This window comes from Cedecea davisae DSM 4568 (assembly GCF_000412335.2).
GTDB classification, from domain to species: domain Bacteria; phylum Pseudomonadota; class Gammaproteobacteria; order Enterobacterales; family Enterobacteriaceae; genus Cedecea; species Cedecea davisae.
On the sequence record NZ_KE161030.1, the window covers coordinates 1,098,875 to 1,118,825 of the forward strand.

Consider the following 19,951-nt stretch of genomic DNA (forward strand, 5'->3'; position numbering starts at 1 on the left):
GGGTGTTTTTTGCCGGTTCGCTGCACCCGGTGAGTGCTTAAAAAGTGCAAGTTTGGTGCAACAAAAAGCGTTTTAACCTCAGGATATATCTTGATTTCGGGATCTGGTTCAAAGCTGCGGGGTATAGCGAAATAGAATGAATAAAAGCAAAAAAATTAGCGAAAATTTTTTTTCACCCCTGGCACAGAAAAGATATGGGTTTTTCCGAGCGGCTAGCTAAAAGGGCTTGCCGCAGTTATCCACCATTCCTGTGGATAACCTTGTGCATTAGAGTTAGAAAACTTGACGAAAGCTAGAGCGGGCGCGGCCTGCGACCAAATTGGCGTTAAACCGGTCTTTGTGAAATATTTATTTAGATTCAATACGTTGAATAAAATCAACTGCTGCAATAAAAGTGTCAAACATCGAGGCCGTCATCTCCTTACCTCCCTTGACAAATGTTAAAAGGCGAAAAAATTTGGGGATAACCCTCAGTCGCTGGAGATTTGTCTGGCGAAGGGGGAAATTGTGGGAGGACTAAGCGGTTAAAATCATTGGCTGGCAGGCTTAGTAAAAATGAGAACTGGTGTTTTATACAGTTTTTCACTGGAAAAAATCGCGTTGCCGGGTAAAATTACACTCCGGCCCGCTCGTTTCTTCATCAGGTAGCCCGTTCATGAGTAAAGCGTTCAAACTTAATTCTGCATTTAAACCTTCGGGCGACCAGCCTGAGGCCATTAGTCGCCTGAAAGAAGGGCTGGAAGATGGCCTGGCGCACCAGACGCTGCTTGGCGTTACGGGTTCCGGTAAAACCTTCACCGTCGCAAACGTTATTGCTGACTTGCAGCGTCCAACAATGGTGCTGGCGCCTAATAAAACGCTGGCTGCTCAGCTGTACGGCGAGATGAAAGAGTTTTTCCCGGACAATGCGGTTGAGTTTTTTGTCTCTTACTACGACTACTACCAGCCGGAAGCGTACGTCCCCAGCTCCGATACTTTTATCGAGAAAGATGCTTCGGTGAACGAACATATCGAGCAGATGCGCCTGTCTGCCACTAAAGCGCTGCTCGAACGCCGGGACGTGATTGTGGTGGCTTCGGTTTCGGCAATTTACGGTCTGGGCGATCCGGATCTCTATTTGAAGATGATGCTGCACCTGACGAAGGGCATGATAATCGATCAGAGAGCGATCCTTCGCCGCCTCACCGAACTGCAATACACGCGCAACGATCAGGCTTTCCAGCGCGGTACTTTCCGCGTGCGGGGAGAGGTGGTCGATATCTTCCCGGCAGAGTCAGATGACCTGGCGCTGCGCGTTGAATTATTTGATGAGGAAGTTGAAAGGCTGTCTTTGTTCGATCCGCTGACGGGCCAAATTTCCCAAACCATCCAGCGTTTTACCATCTATCCAAAGTCGCATTACGTTACCCCGCGAGAGCGTATCGTGCAGGCGATGGAAGACATTAAAGTTGAGCTGGCCGATCGCCGTAAGGTGCTGCTGGCCGACAATAAACTGCTGGAAGAACAGCGTATTGCCCAGCGTACCCAGTTCGATCTCGAGATGATGAACGAGCTGGGTTACTGCTCTGGGATTGAAAACTACTCCCGCTATCTTTCCGGGCGCGGGCCTGGCGAGCCGCCGCCGACGCTGTTTGACTATCTCCCGGCGGACGGGCTGCTGGTGGTGGATGAGTCCCACGTGACCATTCCGCAAATCGGCGGTATGTATCGCGGTGACCGCGCGCGTAAAGAGACGCTGGTGGAATATGGCTTCCGCCTGCCGTCGGCGCTGGATAACCGTCCGCTGAAGTTTGAAGAGTTCGAGGCACTCGCGCCGCAAACCATTTATGTTTCGGCAACGCCCGGCAACTACGAGCTGGATAAATCCGGCAGTGAAATTGTCGATCAGGTGGTGCGTCCTACAGGGCTGCTGGATCCGATTATTGAAGTGCGTCCGGTGGCGACTCAGGTTGACGATCTGCTGTCGGAAATCCGCAAGCGCGTTGCCATCAACGAGCGTGTGCTGGTTACCACGCTCACCAAACGCATGGCGGAAGATCTTACCGAATATCTGGAAGAGCACGGCGAGCGCGTGCGCTATCTGCACTCGGATATCGACACCGTCGAACGCATGGAAATAATCCGCGATCTGCGTCTCGGCGAGTTTGACGTGCTGGTAGGGATCAACCTGCTGCGAGAAGGCCTGGATATGCCGGAAGTCTCGCTGGTGGCGATTCTCGATGCCGATAAAGAGGGTTTCCTGCGTTCCGAGCGTTCGCTGATCCAGACGATTGGCCGCGCCGCGCGTAACGTTAACGGTAAAGCCATTCTCTACGGCGATAAAATTACCGCCTCGATGGAGAAGGCCATTGGCGAGACCGAGCGCCGCCGCGAGAAACAGCAGCGCTACAACGAAGAGCACGGCATTACGCCGCAGGGCCTGAATAAACGCGTGGTGGACGTGCTGAAGCTTGGCGAAGGCATGGCTAAAACTAAAGGCAGGATGAAGACCAAAGCGCGCAGCGTGATTGAAGATGATGAAATCGTCCTGACGCCGAAAGCGCTCCAGCAGAAAATTCATCAGCTGGAAGCGAAAATGCTGGAGCATGCGCAAAATCTGGAGTTTGAGGAGGCGGCGCAGATTCGCGACCAGCTTCATCAACTGCGAGAGTTGTTTATCGCCGCTTCCTGATACTCCGTTTAGCCGAGCTGCTGTAAGGCCTGTTCCAGCGCGGCCCGCAGCAGCTTCCGGTCATGGCGATATTTAATATCGCTGGCTTCCAGCGGCTGCTGGATAACCACTCTTCCTGTCACTTCGCTGGTGTCAACCTGCGGCCCAACGACCACGGCGTCCACTACGCGCTTGCCGATGTGTTGTTCCATCAGCTCAAGCTTCTGGCGTAGAGACAGGCTTGCAGCGGCCGGGCTTAGCTCTTTACCCAGATTGCCGATATACACCATTGGCGCAGGCGTGCGGCGCAGCGCCTGGTCCATCTCTTCAAGCAGCAGGATAGGCATCAGGCTGGTGTAAAAACTGCCGGGGCCGATGAGAATTAAGTCAGCTTCCGCAATAGCCTCCAGCGCCTCTCGCGTGGCGGGTGCTTTGGGGTAGACGGCCAGATCCTGAGGTGGGTTGATAAGCTGGTCGATGCTCACTTCGCCGTAAACCGCGTTGCCCTGATCGTCAGTCGCCATCAAATCGACCGGAAGCTCGGACATTGGGATCAGCTGAGCATCTACTTTAAGCAGATTTCGAATTAAATTTATGGCCTCAAGAGGGCGCACGCTTAGGTGATCCAGGGCCTTTAACATCAGGTTTCCGAGGTTATGCCCTGAAAGCTCACCATTCCCGCCAAAACGGTACTCAAACATGGTTGAGGCGACGCTGGGTTCGGTAATTAACTGATTCAGGCAGTTACGCATGTCGCCCCAGGCAATGCCGCCTTCCGAGCGCCGAATGCGTCCAGTTGAGCCGCCATTATCGGTGGTGGTGACGATGCCGGTTAAACGTGAACCCAGAGAGGAAAGCGAGGACATTACGCGGCCCAGCCCGTGGCCGCCGCCTAGCGCGACAACCCGATCAAGATCCGCAAGCGTGCGATTACGCATAGATAAGATAATCCTTAAGAGGCATATACCGGCTTAAGGTAGCGTAAAAGTGCCTAAAAGACGATTCTCGCTCCGGGGATGATGATGTATATCAAAGTAAAAGTTACCTTTTTAAGTATTCTGTTGCGAAATTGAACAAACAACTCGTTATGCATGGATTTATATAGCGAAAACTGATATGGCGTGAACCGCTATGTCGCGCTACTATCCGAGTAACACACACTCAAGCCATGGTACCTAAGTCGCAAGATAGGGTGCCCTGGCCGCGGCTCATGAGGTCGCCAGGGTGCAGGAAGAAATGACTGCATCTCCCGTATTTGGAAAGGTGTATTCAGTGTCCCAGCTTACCGATGCTTTTGCGCGTAAGTTCTATTACTTACGTTTATCCATTACCGACGTCTGCAACTTTCGCTGCAGTTATTGCCTGCCTGACGGCTACAAGCCGCACGGCGTAGCCAATAAAAGCTTCCTCAACGTCGATGAAATCCGCCGCGTGACCCGGGCATTTTCCGCTCTGGGCACCGAAAAAGTGCGTCTCACCGGCGGGGAACCCTCCCTTCGCCGCGACTTCACCGAAATTATCGCCGCAGTGCGTGAAAACGCCTCTATCCGCCAACTGGCGGTGACCACCAACGGCTACCGTCTGGCCCGGGATATCAACGCCTGGCGTGACGCTGGCCTGACTGCGGTTAACGTCAGCGTCGATAGTCTGGACGCCCGTCAGTTCCACGCCATAACCGGCCAGGATAAATTCCGCCAGGTGATGGAGGGCATTGATGCCGCTTTTAGCGCCGGGTTTGAGCGGGTGAAGGTGAATACCGTGCTGATGCGCGATGTAAATCATCACCAACTGGAAACGTTTCTGGCATGGATCAAGCCGCGTCCTATTCAGCTGCGCTTTATTGAGCTGATGGAAACCGGCGACGGCGGCGAGTTGTTCCGCAAGCACCATATCTCAGGCAAAACCATCCGCGATCAGCTTCTGGCCCGCGGCTGGGTGCATCAACTGCGCCAGCGCAGCGACGGCCCCGCTCAGGTGTTCTGCCATCCCGATTATGCCGGGGAGATTGGCCTCATCATGCCTTACGAGAGCGATTTCTGTGCCAGCTGTAATCGGCTACGCGTCTCGTCTATCGGCAACCTGCATCTTTGCCTGTTCGGCGAGCAGGGCATTGCGCTACGCGACTTGCTCTCAGGGGATGAACAGCAGGCCGAGCTGGAAGGGCGAATTTCTTCCGCGCTGGCGATGAAAAAGCAGACCCATTTCCTGCATGACGGTAATACCGGCATCACTCAGAATCTGTCGTATATCGGCGGCTAACACGCCAGCCCACAAGGAGAATACCGATGAGTCAGGTAAGCCAGGAGTTTATCGCGGCACGTATTGCTATTTTGACGGTATCCAGCCGTCGTGGTGAAGAGGACGACACCTCGGGGCACTATCTGCGCGAAGCGGCAACCGAAGCCGGACATCAGGTCGTGGATAAAGCTATCGTTAAAGAAAATCGCTACGCCATTCGCGCCGAAGTATCCCGGTGGATTGCCGATGAGCATGTTCAGGTGGTGCTGGTTAACGGCGGCACCGGTTTTACCGACGGCGACCAGGTGCCCGAGGCGTTGCTCCCGCTGTTTGACCGTGAAGTTGAAGGGTTTGGGGAGCTGTTCCGCATGCTGTCGTTCGAAGAGATAGGCACCTCTACGCTGCAATCTCGCGCCGTAGCGGGTATGGCGAACAAAACGCTGATTTTTGCCATGCCCGGCTCGACCAAAGCTTGCCGCACCGCGTGGGAAAATATTATTCAGGCGCAGCTGGATGCCCGCCAGCGTCCTTGCAATTTCCATCCACATCTTAAGAAATAAGTTATGTCGCAATTAACCCATATTAACGCCGCCGGAGAGGCGCACATGGTGGATGTTTCCGCCAAGGCCGAAACGGTGCGGGAAGCCCGCGCGGAAGCTTTTGTCACCATGCTCCCTCAAACGCTGGCGATGATTATCGAAGGCAGCCATCACAAAGGCGATGTCTTTGCGACGGCGCGTATCGCAGGTATTCAGGCCGCCAAACGGACCTGGGAGCTTATCCCGCTATGCCACCCGCTAATGCTCAGTAAAGTTGAGCTGAAGCTGGAGGCTCAGCTGGAGCATAACCGCGTGCGCATTGAGTCCCTGTGCCGGTTGACCGGTAAAACCGGCGTTGAGATGGAAGCCCTGACGGCGGCTTCGGTGGCGGCGCTAACCATTTATGACATGTGCAAAGCGGTGCAAAAAGATATGGTGATTGGCCCGGTTCGCCTGCTGGCAAAAAGCGGCGGGAAATCCGGAGATTTCAGGGTGGACGACGATGCTTAACGTACTGTTTTTTGCCCAGGTTCGCGAGCTGGTTGGCCGCGATAGCGTGGCGGTTGATGCAGTCTATAGCGATGTAGAACAGCTGCGCGCGGCGCTGGCCGCGAAAGGGAGCCGCTGGGAGCTGGCGCTGGAGTCCGGCAAATTGCTGGCGGCGGTGAACCAGACGCTGGTGAGTTTTGACCATCCGCTGGCCGAAGGCGATGAAGTCGCTTTCTTCCCGCCGGTAACCGGAGGATAAAATGGACAGCACGCGCATAGTCGTTGGCCGCGAGAATTTTAACGTCGGGGAAGAGTACCAGTGGCTTTCCCAATGTGACGAAGACGGCGCGGTAGTCACATTCACCGGCAAGGTCCGCAATCATAACCTCGGGGACAGCGTCAGCGCCCTTACGCTGGAGCATTACCCGGGGATGACGGAGAAAGCGCTGGAAGAAATCGTCGTCGAAGCCAGAAGCCGCTGGCCGCTACAGCGGGTTACGGTTATTCACCGCATCGGCGAACTGTGGCCCGGCGATGAGATAGTTTTTGTCGGCGTGACCGGGGCGCACCGCAGCTCGGCCTTTGATGCGGCGCAGTTTATTATGGATTACCTGAAAACCCGTGCGCCATTCTGGAAACGGGAAGCCACGCAGCAGGGCGACCGCTGGGTAGAAGCAAGAGACAGCGATAAGCAGGCGGCTAAACGCTGGTAGGGTGCGCGGCTGGCGGGATGTGTTAATCTTAAAGCGGGTGAGCTAAACAGCTCGCGTCAGAAGCTTAATTTACCATACAGAGGAAGCATCATGGACCGATTCCCGCGTCCCAATGAGACTATCGTGCAGCGTGCCAATACCGGCCTCCAGACCTTTATGGCGCAAGTCTACGGCTGGATGACCTGCGGCCTGCTGCTTACCGCATTTATCGCCTGGTATGCGGCGAACACTCCGGCAGTGATGGAGTTCGTTTTCTCCAGTAAAATTACTTTCTTTGGCCTGATTATCGCTCAGCTGGCGCTGGTGTTTGTCATTTCCGGCATGGTAAACAGACTTAGCGCAGGCGTTGCTACCACGCTGTTTATGCTCTATTCGGCGCTTACCGGCCTGACAATGGCGAGCATTTTCCTGGTCTATACCTATTCGTCCATTGCCAGCACCTTCGTGGTTGCCGGCGGGATGTTCGGCGCGATGAGCCTGTATGGTTACACCACGAAACGCGACCTGAGCGGCTTCGGTAATATGCTGTTTATGGCGCTTATCGGTATCGTGCTGGCGTCGCTGGTTAACTTCTGGCTTAAGAGCGATGCGCTAATGTGGGCGATTACCTACATCGGGGTTATCGTGTTTGTTGGCCTCACCGCCTATGACACGCAGAAGCTGAAAAATATTGGCGAGCAGATAGATACCCGCGACGCACAAATGCTGCGTAAATACTCAATTGTTGGCGCGCTGACGCTGTATCTGGACTTTATTAACCTATTCCTGATGCTGCTGCGTATTTTTGGTAACCGCCGCTAATATTATGCCCTCTCTCTTTGGGGAGAGGGCTATCTCAGTACGCTTTTGGCCCCGCAGTCCATCCTTTTGTTGGTTTTTCCTCCAGCACTTTTGCCAGCCTGAACGGAAATATATTGCAATACCTGTCACAAAAAGGGGGCGTATTGAGGAAATTTCCGTACACTTGCGTACTCTGATTAACAGGAAGAAATACTCCAGGAGATAAACCATGAAGTGGCAACAACGTGTAAGAGTGAGAACCGGACTGGGTTGCTGGCAGATTATGCTGCATCTTGCGGTGGTTGCTGCCCTGCTCGTTGGCTGGAAAACCGCAACCCTGATCCCGGTGGGGGTAGGGCTGTGCCTGCTTTATGTTCTCACGGTAGTGCTGATGTTTACCTTCCAGCGCTTCCATTCGGGCCGCCTGCGCGACATCGGCGATTTTCTTGAAGAGCTGACCACTACCTGGTACTTCGGCACCGCGATGATTGCCCTCTGGCTGCTTTCAAGAGTGGTGCAAAGTCACCTCGTTTTAGTGCTGGCAGGCCTGGCTATGCTGGCCGGGCCCGCGATTTACTCCCTGCTCGCTAAAGACAAATCAGGCAATCTTGCGCCTAAACATCCAGTACGCCGCTGAGCCGGTCGTGGCCGCTATCACCAGCAGCGGCCACAAACTCTGCCACACAATGTCAAAGCTCGCATCCTTCAGGTAAATCTGCTTGGTTATATCCGTGAAGTGGCGAATCGGGTTAATCCACGTCAGGTTTTGCAGCCATACCGGCATGTTTTCCACCGGCGAAACATAGCCTGAAAGCAGGATTGCGGGCATCATAAAGACAAATACCCCGATAAACGCCTGCTGCTGCGTTGAGCACAGGGCCGAAATCAGCAGCCCAAATCCGACCAGCGACAGCCCGTAAATAATCATCGTGAAGTAAAACAGCAGCAGCGAGCCGGAGAAGGGAATGTGGTAACCCCAAATGCCCACAGCCAGCACGATAGTTGCCTGCACCAGCGCTACTATTTGCGCAGGAACAGCCTTGCCGATGAATATTTGCCACGTTGCCAAGGGAGATACCAGCAGCTGGTCGAGCGTGCCCTGTTCGCGTTCGCGTGCCACGGAAAGTGACGTTACGATCATTACGCCAATGGTGGTTATCATGGCAATCAGCGACGGCACCACGAACCATTTGTAATCAAGATTTGGGTTATACCAGTTGCGGACAACCAGCTCGCTGTTGTTCGGCTTTGGCATGCCCGTCATCAGCTCCTGCTGGTAGTTGTTGACTATCTGCTGGAGATAATTGGCGGCGATTTGCGCGCTGTTGGAGTTGCGTCCGTCCAGCAGTATTTGCAGTTTGGCAGGCTGCTGGCTTGCCAGATCGCGTGAAAAGTTAGCCGGAAAACGAATCAGCAGCAGTGCTTTCTGGTTGTCGATAGTCGGCTGGATCTCCTGCGGGCTTTTCAGCAGCAGCACGTTGCTGAAGGCGCTGGCGCGGGCAAAGCGCTGGGTCAACTCCACCGACTGGCTGCCGTTATCTTCGTTGTAGATGGCAATGGTGGCATTTGTCACCTCAAGCGTGGCGGCAAAAGGAAACAGGATTACCTGAATCAGCACCGGCAGAATAAGGATGGCGCGGGTCTGAGGTTCACGCAGCAGCGACTGAAGTTCTTTGCGTATCAACGTCCATAAACGATAAAACATGCCTTCTCCCTTAATCGAGCCGACGTTTGGTTTTTAGCGCCGTCAGGCCAATAAACATCACCGCCGAGGCAATTAAAAACAGCATATTCACGATCAGCACCGAGGTAATATTCCCCGCCAGGAACAGGCTTTGCAGGGTGCTGACAAAATAACGAGCCGGGATAACATAAGTCACCGCCCGAATAATCGCCGGCATGCTGTCTATCTGGAAGATAAAGCCGGAAAGCATTATCGAGGGCAGAAATGCCGCATTCAGCGCCACCTGGGCGGCGTTAAACTGGTTACGGGTGATGGTGGAAATCAGCAGCCCCATGCCAAGCGTGCTGAGTAAAAACAGGCTGGTTATCAGGAACAGCAAAATCAGTGAGCCACGCCACGGCACTCCGAGAATAAACACGGTCACCAGCATACACAGCAGCATCGCCAGCATACCCAGCACGTAATAAGGCACTAATTTGCACAGCAGCAGCTCGGTACGCGTGACCTGAGTAGAGAGCAGGGCTTCCATAGTGCCGCGCTCCCATTCACGGGCAACTACCAGAGAGGTGAGGATAGCGCCTATCACGGTCATGATAATAGTGACCGCGCCGGGGATGATAAAATGCTGGCTGATGGCCGCCGGGTTAAACCAGTAGCGGAGCTGCACGTCAATCAGCGGTTCAAAACTCTCTCCGCGATCCTCAGCTCGCTGCTGCTGCCAAAGCTGCCAGATCCCCTGCATATAGCCCTGAACAAAGTTGGCGGTATTAGGTTCGCTGCCGTCGGTTATTACCTGAATCGGCGCGCTGGCACCGGGGCGAGCCATATTCTGGGCAAAATCCGTCGGGATAGTCACCAGGCCACGAATCTTCCCGGCCTGCATCAGTTGAACCAAATACTCGCGGTTATCGCTGATCGTGGGTTGAATAAAAGGCGAGGCGCTAATGGCGTGCGTGAAGTCCAGCGCCTCGTCGCTTTGCTGCTCTACCAGCACACCGACGTGCAGGCGGCTGGAATCAAGGTTAATCCCGTAGCCAAAAATAAACAGCAGCAGCAGCGGGATAACTACGGCAATCAGCCAACTGCTGGGGTCACGCACGATTTGACGCGTCTCTTTAATGCATAAAGCGCGGACGCGACGCCACGACACCAGCTGGTTATGTTCGCTCATCGTGATGCTCCTTATCCCATTCGTGGATTAGCCCGATAAACGCCTGCTCCATCGTTGGGTCAGGCGTTTCATCGTCCGCTACCTGCCGCTTCAGGTCGTCCGGCGTGCCGCTGGCGATAAGCTTGCCGCGATAAACCAGGCCGATGCGGTCGCAGTATTCGGCTTCGTCCATGAAGTGAGTGGTTACCATCACGGTAACGCCTTTCTCCACCATGCTGTTGATATGCAGCCAGAATTCCCGGCGGGTGATGGGGTCGACGCCGGAAGTCGGTTCGTCGAGAAACAGAATGTCCGGCTCGTGCATCAGCGAACAGGCGAGCGCCAGGCGCTGTTTGAAGCCGAGCGGCAGCGAGTCCGTGGTGCTGTTAGCTATCGGCTGGAGCGCAAAGGCTTCGCTCATCCGGCTAATTTTTTCCTGCTGGGCACGCCCGCGCAGGCCGTAAACGCCGGAGAAAAACCGCAGGTTCTGCGCTACCGTCAGGTTGCCGTAGAGGGAAAATTTTTGCGCCATATAGCCCAGGTGCTGCCGCGCTTTGCCGGAGCTGGTTTTCAGATCCATATCCAGCACCAGCGCTTTACCCGAAGTGGGGACTAACAAACCGCACATCATCTTGAAAGTCGTGGATTTCCCAGCCCCATTAGGTCCCAGCAGGCCGAAGATTTCCCCGCGCTTAACGGCGAAGTTAACGTGGTCGGTAGCCGCGAAATCGCCAAATTTTTTGGTCAGCTCTTTGGCCTGAATCACCGTCTCGCTGGCTTCGCCTTCCACGGTGTGAAGAATGTCGCCCAAAGGCGATTCATTAGCCCCCGCGCCGCCGAGCAGGTCGATAAACGCATCTTCAAAGCGCGGGTCGGTCTCTTTGAAGCCGGACTCGGGGATATTGAGCGCCGCGGCCAGGTCGCTAACATCAGCCTGTTTGGCAAGGATCAGGCGCACCGAGCGCCCCTGAATGACGCCATCGCTTACCTGCGGCATTTTCAGGGCCCGCTGTAGCAACTGGCGATTATTCTCGCCCTCATGGCTGACCAGCAAAGAGCGCCCTGCCATTTTTTGCGTGAGCTCTTTGGGCGCGCCGTGGTACAGCAGCTCGCCTTCGTTCATCAGCAAAATTTCCCGGCACTGTTCGGCTTCATCGAGGTAAGAGGTGCTCCACAGAATCAGCATGCCTTCTCCGGCAAGCTCGTGAACCATTTGCCACAGCTCACGCCGGGATATCGGGTCGACCCCCACGCCAGGCTCGTCGAGCAGCAGCACTTTGGGCTGGCCGACGAGGGTGCAGGCGAGGCCAAGTTTTTGCTTCATGCCGCCGGAAAGTTTGCCCGCGAGCCGAGCGGTAAATGGCCCAAGGGAGGTAAATTCCAGCAGTCTTTCAAAGGTGCTTTTGCGTTCTTCACCGGTCACGCCGCGCAGGTCGGCATACAAGGTGAGGTTTTCCATCACCGTTAAATCTTCGTACAGGCCGAATTTTTGCGGCATATAGCCGAGCTCGGCGTGGAGGGCGCGATCGTCTTTAATCGGGTCGAGGCCAATCACCGAAGCCGTACCTTCGCTGGGTTTCAATAATCCGGCCAGCATCCTCATCAGGGTCGTTTTGCCCGCCCCATCCGGGCCGACTAAACCGGTCACCGCACCGGCATGAATTTCGCAATCCAGGCTGGCGACAGCGGGTTTCTCCAGATCCGGAAAGCGCTTCATCAACCCCTGGAGGCGAATTGTCGCTTTATTGTTGCTCATGCTGAGTTCCGCCGTTGAATTTCACCGTAACCGGCATCCCCTGGCGCAGGGCGTCATCCGCATCGGTGACGATAATTCGCAGGCGATAAACCAGGTCTGTGCGTAAATCAGGCGTTTCTACGGTTTTAGGCGTGAATTCTGCCGTAGGGGAGACAAAGCCAATTTTGCCGTGGTACGGCTTATCCGGACGGCCGTCGGTATAAATCAGCAGCTCGCTTCCCGGTTTAGCCTCGCCGAGGCTGGCCTCATTGATATAGGCGCGGATCCACACCGGGCGGGTAAGAGACAGCGTGAGCACCGTGCTGCCAGCGTTGAGCATGCTGCCTGGCTCAACGGCGCGGGTCAGCAGCGTGCCGTCAGACGGCGCAATTAGGGTAGTGTCCTGCAAATCGAGCTGAGACTGTGCGAGCTGGGCTTTTGCCTGCTGCAAACTGGCCTGAGCCTGGGCAATTTCCTGCGGACGGTTGCCGCTGCGATACTGGCTAAGCTTATCTTTTGCCGCTTTCAGCGTGGCTTTTGCCTGTTCGCTGGAGGAACGGGCGTTTTCTAATTCGTTAGCAGATATGGTGCGTGTGGCCCACAGCCCTTGCTGGCGCTGATAAAAGTTCTGGGCGTAATCATAGGCGGCCTGAGCCTGGTTCACCTGGGCCGCAGCCTGGGCAATCTCTTCATCGCGGTAGCCCGCAATAATTAAGTCATATTTTGCCTGGGCTGCGGCCACGTTGGCCTCGGCCTGGCGTAATGCATTTTCATAGGGGGCTTTATCGAGCAGTCCCAGCGGCTCGCCGGATTTGATTGCATCGCCTTCGTCCACCTCCAGCGCGGCAAGGCGGCCCCCCACCCGGAAGCTGAGGTTAACGGTGCGAATATCGACGTTGCCGTACAGCGTCAGCCCGTCGTCCTGCCTGCCCTGATACCATTTCCAGCCGCCAAATGCCGCGGCTACCAGCGCTAAAATCACAACGGCGACAATAACCGGCTTCTTATTGTTCATCGCTCGTTCTTCCTCCGTTTATGGATAATCCCTGCAGGATGAAATCGACGTGGCTAAGCACCACGCGGCTTATTTGCTGCACTTTGGCCTGGTCAAACTGCGGCCAGCCGGTACGCAACAGAATCGTTTCGCGCCCGAGCCTGAAGGCCAGCACCTGGCCGAGCAGCGTGTGGGTATGCAAAATAGTTTCAGTATCGAAAGCATCCCGTCCAGTGTAGTGGGCAACCAGAGTGGTGAGCAGGGAATGCATTGGGTCGATAACCTGAGCGTGGATCAACTGGTAGGCAGCGGTCGGGGAAAGCTGCTCGCGGGAGATAAATTTGCTCAGGTTCAGCGTATTGTCGGAGGTCAACAGGGCCAGCATTTGCCCAAGCGCGGTATGGATAAGCTCGCGGATTTTCGCTTTATCAGGAGCGGGCTGGGCAAGAAGCGTTTCGGCCTGCGTAACGTGCTGCTGGAAGTTAACGCTGATAAAGTCGGCAATCCACTGGGCCGATGCCATATACAGCTCTTCTTTGGAACCGAAGTAGTAAGTAATGGCGGCGATATTTTGCCCGGCCTGCGCGGCAATATCTCGCGTGGTCGCATGCATTCCGTATTCGGCAAACTGAGCAATAGCCGCGGATATCAGCGTGTTTTTTGCCTGCTCACCGCGGCTGGTGACCGGCGTCGGTCCTGCGTTCATACCGACCTCTTAAAAAGTTAATCAATCGATTGATTAAGCGTAAGCAAAGTTATCACCCCTGTCCAGCGCAAGGCTTTATTCTGTCAACGGTGGGTAAAGTGAGAATTTATGCGGAAGATCACAAAAACTGCTACACTGCATCCCGAACGGCGCCGTGGTTTGCGCCTCCTCTCTTCGCCAGCCTTGCGCTGGCGCGTGATGTTCCCCCTGGAAACTACACCGCGAAACGCGGTCAGGGCGGTTCTGGAGTTCCTATGTCTTTTGATTCTCTCGGCCTGAATGCCGATATTTTGCGTGCGGTGGAAGAGCAGGGCTATCGTGAGCCTACCCCAATCCAACGTCAGGCAATTCCGGTAGTGTTATCAGGCCGTGATCTGATGGCCAGTGCCCAAACCGGCACCGGTAAGACCGCAGGCTTTACCCTGCCACTGTTACAGCGTTTGACCGACAATGCGCCGCACCTTAAGGGCCGTCGCCCGGTTCGTGCGCTGATCCTCACTCCGACCCGTGAACTTGCGGCTCAGATTGGCGAGAACGTCCGCGACTACAGTAAATATTTGAATATCCGTTCGCTGGTGGTCTTCGGCGGCGTGAGCATTAATCCGCAGATGATGAAACTGCGTAGCGGCGTTGATGTGCTGGTAGCGACCCCGGGTCGCCTGCTGGATCTTGAGCATCAGAACGCCGTTAAACTCGACCAGGTTGAGATTCTGGTTCTGGATGAAGCCGACCGCATGCTGGATATGGGCTTTATCCACGACATTCGCCGCGTGCTGGCAAAACTGCCAACCCGCCGCCAGAACCTGCTGTTCTCCGCAACTTTCTCCGACGACATTAAAGGGCTGGCTGAAAAGCTGCTGCATAACCCGGAAGAAGTTGAGGTCGCTCGCCGCAATACCGCTTCCGAGCAGGTGACTCAGCACGTTCACTTCGTTGATAAGAAACGTAAACGGGAACTGCTGTCGCAGATGATTGGCGAAGGTAACTGGCAGCAGGTTCTGGTCTTTACCCGTACCAAACACGGCGCCAACCACCTCGCTGAACAGCTGCAAAAAGACGGTATTACCGCTGCGGCTATTCACGGTAACAAAAGCCAGGGCGCGCGTACTCGCGCATTGGCCGACTTTAAAAGCGGAGCTATCCGCGTGCTGGTGGCAACCGACATCGCGGCCCGTGGCCTGGATATCGAAGAGCTGCCCCACGTTGTGAACTACGAGCTGCCAAATGTGCCGGAAGATTACGTCCACCGTATTGGTCGTACCGGCCGTGCTGCGGCAACCGGCGAAGCGCTGTCTCTGGTTTGCGTGGATGAGCACAAACTGCTGCGTGATATCGAGCGCCTGTTGAAACGTGAGATCCCGCGTATGGCACTTGCGGGCTATGATGTTGACCCGTCTATCCCGGCTGAACCTATCGTGAACGGTCGCCAGCAGCGCGGCGGCGGCGGTCGTGGCGGCCAGGGTCAGGGCGGTCGCGGTGGTCAGAGCCAGGGGCAAGGCCAGCGTCGCGGCGGCAACGGCGGCAATGCTAATGCTTCCGGCGAACGCAGCAGCGCACCTCGCCGCAGCGGTAAACCTCAGGGTGAAGGCGCGGCTAAACCGGCTGGAGACAACGCTCGTCGTCGTCGCCCGCCGCGTAAACCGGCTGCTGCCCAGTAAAGAACATTTGAGTTCAATCGAAGAGGCGCTAACATAGCGCCTCTTTTTATATCTGGTAACGTCATGCGTGTTCTTCTTGCCCCGATGGAGGGCGTGCTCGACTCCCTTGTTCGCGAACTTCTCACTGAAGTTAACGACTACGATCTCTGTATCACCGAGTTTCTTCGCGTGGTCGATCAGTTATTGCCGGTAAAATCCTTCCTTAAGCTTTGCCCCGAACTTAACCACGCAAGTCGTACGCCGTCCGGCACTCTGGTGCGTGTTCAATTGCTTGGTCAGTACCCGCAATGGTTGGCGGAAAACGCCGCTCGCGCGGTAGAGCTTGGCTCCTGGGGCGTTGATTTAAACTGCGGCTGTCCGTCAAAGTTGGTCAACGGTAGCGGCGGTGGAGCTACCCTGCTGAAAGATCCCGAACTCATTTATCGCGGGGCGAAAGCCATGCGTGAGGCGGTGCCTTCACATTTACCTGTCACGGTAAAAATTCGCCTCGGCTGGGACAGCGGCGCGCGGCAGTTTGAAATTGCCGATGCGGTACAGCAGGCGGGAGCGACGGAGCTGGTGGTTCACGGCAGAACCAAAGAAGACGGCTATAAAGCCGAGCTGATCAACTGGGGCGCTATCGGCGAAATTCGTCAGCGCCTGTCGATTCCGGTTATCGCTAACGGTGAAATCTGGGACTGGCAAAGCGCTCAGGACTGCCTGGCGGCAACCGGCTGTGACTCCGTGATGATTGGCCGCGGCGCATTGAACGTGCCTAACCTGAGCCGGGTCATTAAATATAACGAAGCGCGCATGTCCTGGCCGGAAGTGGTTAAGTTACTGCAAAAATACAGCCGCCTGGAAAAACAGGGCGATACCGGTATGTATCACGTAGCGCGCATTAAGCAGTGGCTGGGCTACTTGCGTAAAGAATACGTGGAGGCCACGGAGTTATTCTCAACGATCCGTACGCTGAAAAAATCTGGCGAAATAGCTAATGTAATTTGCAATCAAAAATAGCTTATATTTACTTGTGCCCGTTAACTATTCTATTATTAACGGGCATGAGCTGGCTGGCTTATCATTTATTAATGACTTTGCTTTATTGCTGAATGTATCTCACAGTTTTGTATTTTTTATAATATTTTTTCTGGATGTTATTTTATTGCGGTGAGAGTATGAGCGCGTAAACTATTTCCAGGATTGTTACTGTCTAACAGGCAAAACCTAAGTGTCTGCTCCCGAAAGGGGTGCCAGGCACTTAGGTTTTTTTTTGCTTCTTATTTACTAAATAAACAACAACGGATGTTTATTATGAAAACACAGCTAAAAATAATCAGCGGTTTTATTCTTCTGCTCGGCGCAGGTTTTTTACCCCGGTTGCAGGCCAGCCTCCCCGGCAGCAATTTTATATCCGGCAGCCATCTTGGTCTGAAACTGAGCAATGTCTGGATGCTCAACACCACCGATACCTTCTCGGAGCTTGGGGTCAGCAATCAAAACGCCTGGGCGCAGGGCATACATCTTGACTGGCAGAGCGGCTGGGCGTGGGACAGCGTTGGTTTCGATGCTTCGTGGTACGGTGCCAGCAAGCTGTACGCTAATAAAGACTTTGCCGGTCGTGATCTGCTGAGGGACAACAACGGCCGGGCCGAAGGGTTTAACAAATTCGGGCAAGTTTACGCCAAAGCACGTTGGGGCGATCAACGACTGCACTTATCTCTTTGGGCCGGCTGGAAACAGCTCTACAAATTGGGCGCTTTGAGCGTCACACGCAGCCGCGCGGTGCCGAGCAGCTGGCAGGGGATCAGCTCGGAGCTGGTCTGGGATAAGCTCACCGCCAAAGCCGCGCTGGTGGATCGTTTTTCCGAGCGGGACGAGCCGGAAAAACGCCGCTTTATGACCCTGAAAAGCAATAAGCGCATCGACTATATCGCCACCGGGGAGCTGAGCTGGGTTCCAGAAAAAGGCAGTAAAGTCAGTTTTATTACCGCTGAAAGCAAAAACTATTTGTTACGCCACGGGCTGGAAGCGAACACCGTCGTCGCGCTAAGCCCCAAAGCCAATTTGCTGGCTCGCGGCGTTTATTACTACGCCCGGGGCCTTGGAGAGTGGGAAGGGGTACGAGCCTTTACCCATAGCGCCCAGCATTGGTTTGGCCTGGTGGGCTATCAATTCGGTGCCTCTGAATCAGGCGTTGGCTGGTCGTATACCCGAGCCAGGCTTAATAATGGTCTTGGGCAGTTCTACTGGCAGTTTGGTAAAAACACCCGCGGCGCTTTTAATAGCAAAGCTGACGGTGAGGGTAATGATTATGTAAAAGACGGCGAAAGCATGGTTTATTTATATAGCCAGTACCGAATTAGCCCTGCGCTTCAGGTCGGTATATATGGCAATTATGGTTATGGCATGAAATATGAAGGCGTGTCGTTAAAAGAGTGGGAGTACGGCGGTTTTATATCCTGGGATGTTCCCCAAATTAAAGGTTTGAATATCTTCTCCGGATTTGGTCCAGCCTATGGTTGGAAAATAAATGCAAAACAGGACCCTTTACTCACTCACGACGGGAAAACTTATCGCCGGGCTAAAGGGGTGGGTGGCACCGTGCGTGTGGAATATCTTTTTAATTTATTCTGAAGAGAAACTACAAGGAGATGTAAATAATGAAAAGTAAACTTTTCGTTTTATTGGCTGTAGCCCTCATAGCGGGACCTGCCGGTGCGGCTGAGCGCCCTATGCGAATTCTGCTGGTTAATGACGACGGCTGCCAGTCCGTAGGCACAACTTCTTTGCAGGACAAATTGCAGGAGAAAGGTTATGACGTCTGGATGGTGGCTCCTGCGACCAACCAAAGCGGCATTGGCTCGGCCATAAGCTTTAAGCCGAATAAGATTTTTGACGTCAAAAAAGTGGCTGAAAAGCGCTATTGCTTCCCCGGCACGCCGGCAGATTCCGTTGATTTTGCTTTACTGGGCGTGATGAAAGATGCTCTGCCGGACCTAGTCATATCGGGCGTTAACGACGGGCCGAATACCGGCGTGGCGCAGCTTAACTCAGGCACCATTGGCGCGGCTGCACGCGCTGTACGCTACGGCTACCCGGCGATAGCCGCCAGCATTGGCTACCTTCTTAATGAAAAAGAGATGAAAGGTGGCTGGCCAAGCACTCAGAAATACTGGCCGGATTCGGTTGACTATATTGTTGGCGTCGTGGATGAACTGGGCAAAAACTGGCGTCCTGGCCTGCCGGTATTACCTATAGGTTCCGGGCTGAGCATTAATTATCCCCCGCTTGAGAAACGTGCCATTCGCGGTATGAAGTTTGTGGAGAACGAACAATTCCCGATAGCACAGCATTTCTACAAAATTTTGCCGGATGGAAAAGCGCAGCAGATTATGAGCCAGGATGTGCTGACCCCGGTTGATAACGACACGGACACCGGCTGGCTGAACCGCGGCTATATAACCTGGACTATTTTTGACGGCGAGTGGAATGCCTCGCACTTCCAGCCGCAGTATCGCCAGCGGCTGGCCGGATTAATCGACACCCAATAAACCGCTACCAGATACGATCGGCCTCACGCTTTATCGCCCGTAAGGTTGAGTGGCGTGCTTCTTCTGGTAGATTGGGCTGGTTGGATTGTTACTGCATCGTGCAGGCAAAACCTGATTATCTGGCTTAGCCGGAGGTCAGGTTTTTTTGTTTCCGGGGTAGCCATGAAAATAGCCAAAATACTCAACAATAACGTCGTGGTTATCCTTGATGAAAATCAGCGAGAACAGGTAGTCATGGGCCGTGGGTTGGGTTTTCAAAAGCAGCCGGGAGATGCCCTCGAACGTGAAAAAATTGAAAAGGTCTTTTCTCTTCAAAGTGATGAGCTGGTAGCCAGGCTGAGCGAATTACTCAACCAGATCCCGCTGGAGGTCATGACCACCTGCGATCGTATTATTCAGCGCGCTCGCGAGCGGCTGGGCAAACTTCAGGAAAGCCTCTACGTCTCTCTGACCGATCACTGCCATTTTGCTATAGAACGGCAGAGCAAGGGGGTGTCGATCCGCAATGCACAGCTTTGGGAAATCAAGCGTCTTTACCCCAGGGAGTTTCAGCTGGGGCTGGAAGCGCTGGAGATTATCGAGGCACGGCTGGAAGTAAAGCTTGCCGAAGACGAGGCGGGCTTTATTGCCCTCCATCTGGTCACCGCGCAGCTGAACGGCGAAATGCCGGAGGTGATGGAGGTCACGCGCGTCATGCAGGAGACTCTGCATATCGTCAAATACCAACTGCAAATCGAGTATCACGAGGAGAGCCTGAGCTATCAGCGTTTTGTGACGCATCTGAAATTTTTTGCCCAGCGAATGCTGGCCCGTAATACGGTAACGGATGACGACATTACGCTGCATGCGGCAGTGAAAGAGAACTATTCTTGTGCCTGGCGCTGCGCCGAGAAGCTCCGGAACCATCTTGCAAAAAACTATCAACGTGAATTGAGCAACGAAGAAATTATGTTCCTCGCGATTCATATCGAGCGGGTACGCAAAGAAAGCCAAAAGGCTTAAACACTGAAAGGATTGTTACTGCTTCGGCAGGCAAAACCTGAGCATTGGTTTCCCCCGCGAGAGGGCAGCCTGCTCAGGTT

Annotated in this window: 19 protein-coding genes and 1 riboswitch; of the genes, 13 read left to right on the plus strand and 6 right to left on the minus strand. The window is 54.4% G+C overall.

Features of this window, described 5'->3' with window-relative positions; translation table 11 throughout:
- The first annotated feature begins 655 nt into the window (after positions 1–655).
- On the plus strand, positions 656–2,671 hold the full coding sequence (uvrB, locus tag HMPREF0201_RS05230; protein ID WP_016535451.1) for an excinuclease ABC subunit UvrB: 2,016 nt from the start codon (positions 656–658) through the stop codon (positions 2,669–2,671).
- 8 nt (positions 2,672–2,679) lie between these two features.
- Here the strand turns inward: uvrB and yvcK are convergent, their stop codons facing one another.
- The gene (gene yvcK / locus HMPREF0201_RS05235; RefSeq protein WP_016535452.1) at positions 2,680–3,588 is read right to left on the minus strand and encodes a uridine diphosphate-N-acetylglucosamine-binding protein YvcK; all 909 of its coding nucleotides are present in this window, start codon (positions 3,586–3,588) and stop codon (positions 2,680–2,682) included.
- Positions 3,589–3,796: 208 nt separating this feature from the next.
- Positions 3,797–3,932, plus strand: a riboswitch (molybdenum cofactor riboswitch).
- Here yvcK and moaA point away from each other — a divergent pair.
- The 7 genes from moaA to HMPREF0201_RS05270 all read left to right on the plus strand — a co-directional run bounded on the left by moaA (position 3,923) and on the right by HMPREF0201_RS05270 (position 8,046).
- Entirely contained in the window at positions 3,923–4,909 is a 987-nt protein-coding gene (moaA, locus tag HMPREF0201_RS05240) for a GTP 3',8-cyclase MoaA (protein WP_071704078.1), read from the plus strand. (Overlaps the previous riboswitch by 10 nt.)
- Positions 4,910–4,935: 26 nt before the next feature.
- Positions 4,936–5,448, plus strand: coding sequence for a molybdenum cofactor biosynthesis protein B (moaB, locus tag HMPREF0201_RS05245; protein ID WP_016535454.1), 513 nt, complete (start codon positions 4,936–4,938; stop codon positions 5,446–5,448).
- 3 nt (positions 5,449–5,451) lie between these two features.
- Entirely contained in the window at positions 5,452–5,937 is a 486-nt protein-coding gene (gene moaC, locus HMPREF0201_RS05250) for a cyclic pyranopterin monophosphate synthase MoaC (protein ID WP_016535455.1), read from the plus strand.
- Positions 5,930–6,175: a molybdopterin synthase sulfur carrier subunit gene (moaD, locus tag HMPREF0201_RS05255; protein ID WP_016535456.1), complete on the plus strand. Its 246-nt coding sequence runs from the start codon at positions 5,930–5,932 to the stop codon at positions 6,173–6,175. Before moaC ends, moaD begins: the two co-directional genes overlap by 8 nt.
- A gap of 1 nt (position 6,176) precedes the next feature.
- Entirely contained in the window at positions 6,177–6,629 is a 453-nt protein-coding gene (moaE, locus tag HMPREF0201_RS05260; RefSeq protein ID WP_016535457.1) for a molybdopterin synthase catalytic subunit MoaE, read from the plus strand.
- A gap of 90 nt (positions 6,630–6,719) precedes the next feature.
- Complete coding sequence (locus HMPREF0201_RS05265) at positions 6,720–7,430, plus strand: Bax inhibitor-1/YccA family protein (RefSeq protein WP_016535458.1); 711 nt, start codon at positions 6,720–6,722, stop codon at positions 7,428–7,430.
- A gap of 208 nt (positions 7,431–7,638) precedes the next feature.
- Positions 7,639–8,046, plus strand: coding sequence for a YbhQ family protein (locus HMPREF0201_RS05270; RefSeq protein WP_039898012.1), 408 nt, complete (start codon positions 7,639–7,641; stop codon positions 8,044–8,046).
- On the opposite strand, the gene HMPREF0201_RS05275 is transcribed toward HMPREF0201_RS05270, so the two are convergent.
- The 5 genes from HMPREF0201_RS05275 to cecR are packed head-to-tail and all read right to left on the minus strand — an operon-like array spanning position 8,008 to position 13,678.
- Positions 8,008–9,114 carry an ABC transporter permease gene (locus HMPREF0201_RS05275; RefSeq protein WP_016535460.1) on the minus strand — a complete coding sequence of 369 codons (1,107 nt, stop codon included), beginning with the start codon at positions 9,112–9,114 and terminating at the stop codon, positions 8,008–8,010. The two genes, HMPREF0201_RS05270 and HMPREF0201_RS05275, sit on opposite strands and share 39 nt — an antisense overlap.
- A gap of 10 nt (positions 9,115–9,124) precedes the next feature.
- The gene (locus tag HMPREF0201_RS05280; RefSeq protein WP_016535461.1) at positions 9,125–10,264 is read right to left on the minus strand and encodes an ABC transporter permease; all 1,140 of its coding nucleotides are present in this window, start codon (positions 10,262–10,264) and stop codon (positions 9,125–9,127) included.
- On the minus strand, positions 10,251–11,999 hold the full coding sequence (locus tag HMPREF0201_RS05285; RefSeq protein WP_016535462.1) for an ATP-binding cassette domain-containing protein: 1,749 nt from the start codon (positions 11,997–11,999) through the stop codon (positions 10,251–10,253). Before HMPREF0201_RS05285 ends, HMPREF0201_RS05280 begins: the two co-directional genes overlap by 14 nt.
- Positions 11,986–12,993: a secretion protein HlyD gene (gene hlyD, locus HMPREF0201_RS05290; protein ID WP_016535463.1), complete on the minus strand. Its 1,008-nt coding sequence runs from the start codon at positions 12,991–12,993 to the stop codon at positions 11,986–11,988. Before hlyD ends, HMPREF0201_RS05285 begins: the two co-directional genes overlap by 14 nt.
- Positions 12,983–13,678: a transcriptional regulator CecR gene (gene cecR, locus HMPREF0201_RS05295; RefSeq protein ID WP_016535464.1), complete on the minus strand. Its 696-nt coding sequence runs from the start codon at positions 13,676–13,678 to the stop codon at positions 12,983–12,985. The genes hlyD and cecR overlap by 11 nt, the downstream gene beginning before the upstream one ends.
- Positions 13,679–13,932: 254 nt before the next feature.
- On the opposite strand from cecR, the gene rhlE reads away from it, so the two are divergent.
- From rhlE to licT, 5 genes are all read left to right on the plus strand, one after another.
- On the plus strand, positions 13,933–15,336 hold the full coding sequence (rhlE, locus tag HMPREF0201_RS05300) for an ATP-dependent RNA helicase RhlE (RefSeq protein WP_016535465.1): 1,404 nt from the start codon (positions 13,933–13,935) through the stop codon (positions 15,334–15,336).
- Between the two features lie 63 nt (positions 15,337–15,399).
- Positions 15,400–16,335 (plus strand): tRNA dihydrouridine(16) synthase DusC, encoded by a 936-nt coding sequence (dusC, locus tag HMPREF0201_RS05305; RefSeq protein ID WP_016535466.1) that lies wholly within the window; start codon positions 15,400–15,402, stop codon positions 16,333–16,335.
- 294 nt (positions 16,336–16,629) lie between these two features.
- Complete coding sequence (locus tag HMPREF0201_RS05310; RefSeq protein WP_115586270.1) at positions 16,630–17,952, plus strand: OprD family outer membrane porin; 1,323 nt, start codon at positions 16,630–16,632, stop codon at positions 17,950–17,952.
- A gap of 26 nt (positions 17,953–17,978) precedes the next feature.
- Positions 17,979–18,869: a 5'/3'-nucleotidase SurE gene (gene surE / locus HMPREF0201_RS05315; RefSeq protein ID WP_016535469.1), complete on the plus strand. Its 891-nt coding sequence runs from the start codon at positions 17,979–17,981 to the stop codon at positions 18,867–18,869.
- A 162-nt stretch (positions 18,870–19,031) separates the two neighbouring features.
- Entirely contained in the window at positions 19,032–19,871 is an 840-nt protein-coding gene (gene licT, locus HMPREF0201_RS05320) for a BglG family transcription antiterminator LicT (RefSeq protein WP_016535470.1), read from the plus strand.
- Positions 19,872–19,951 lie beyond the last annotated feature (80 nt).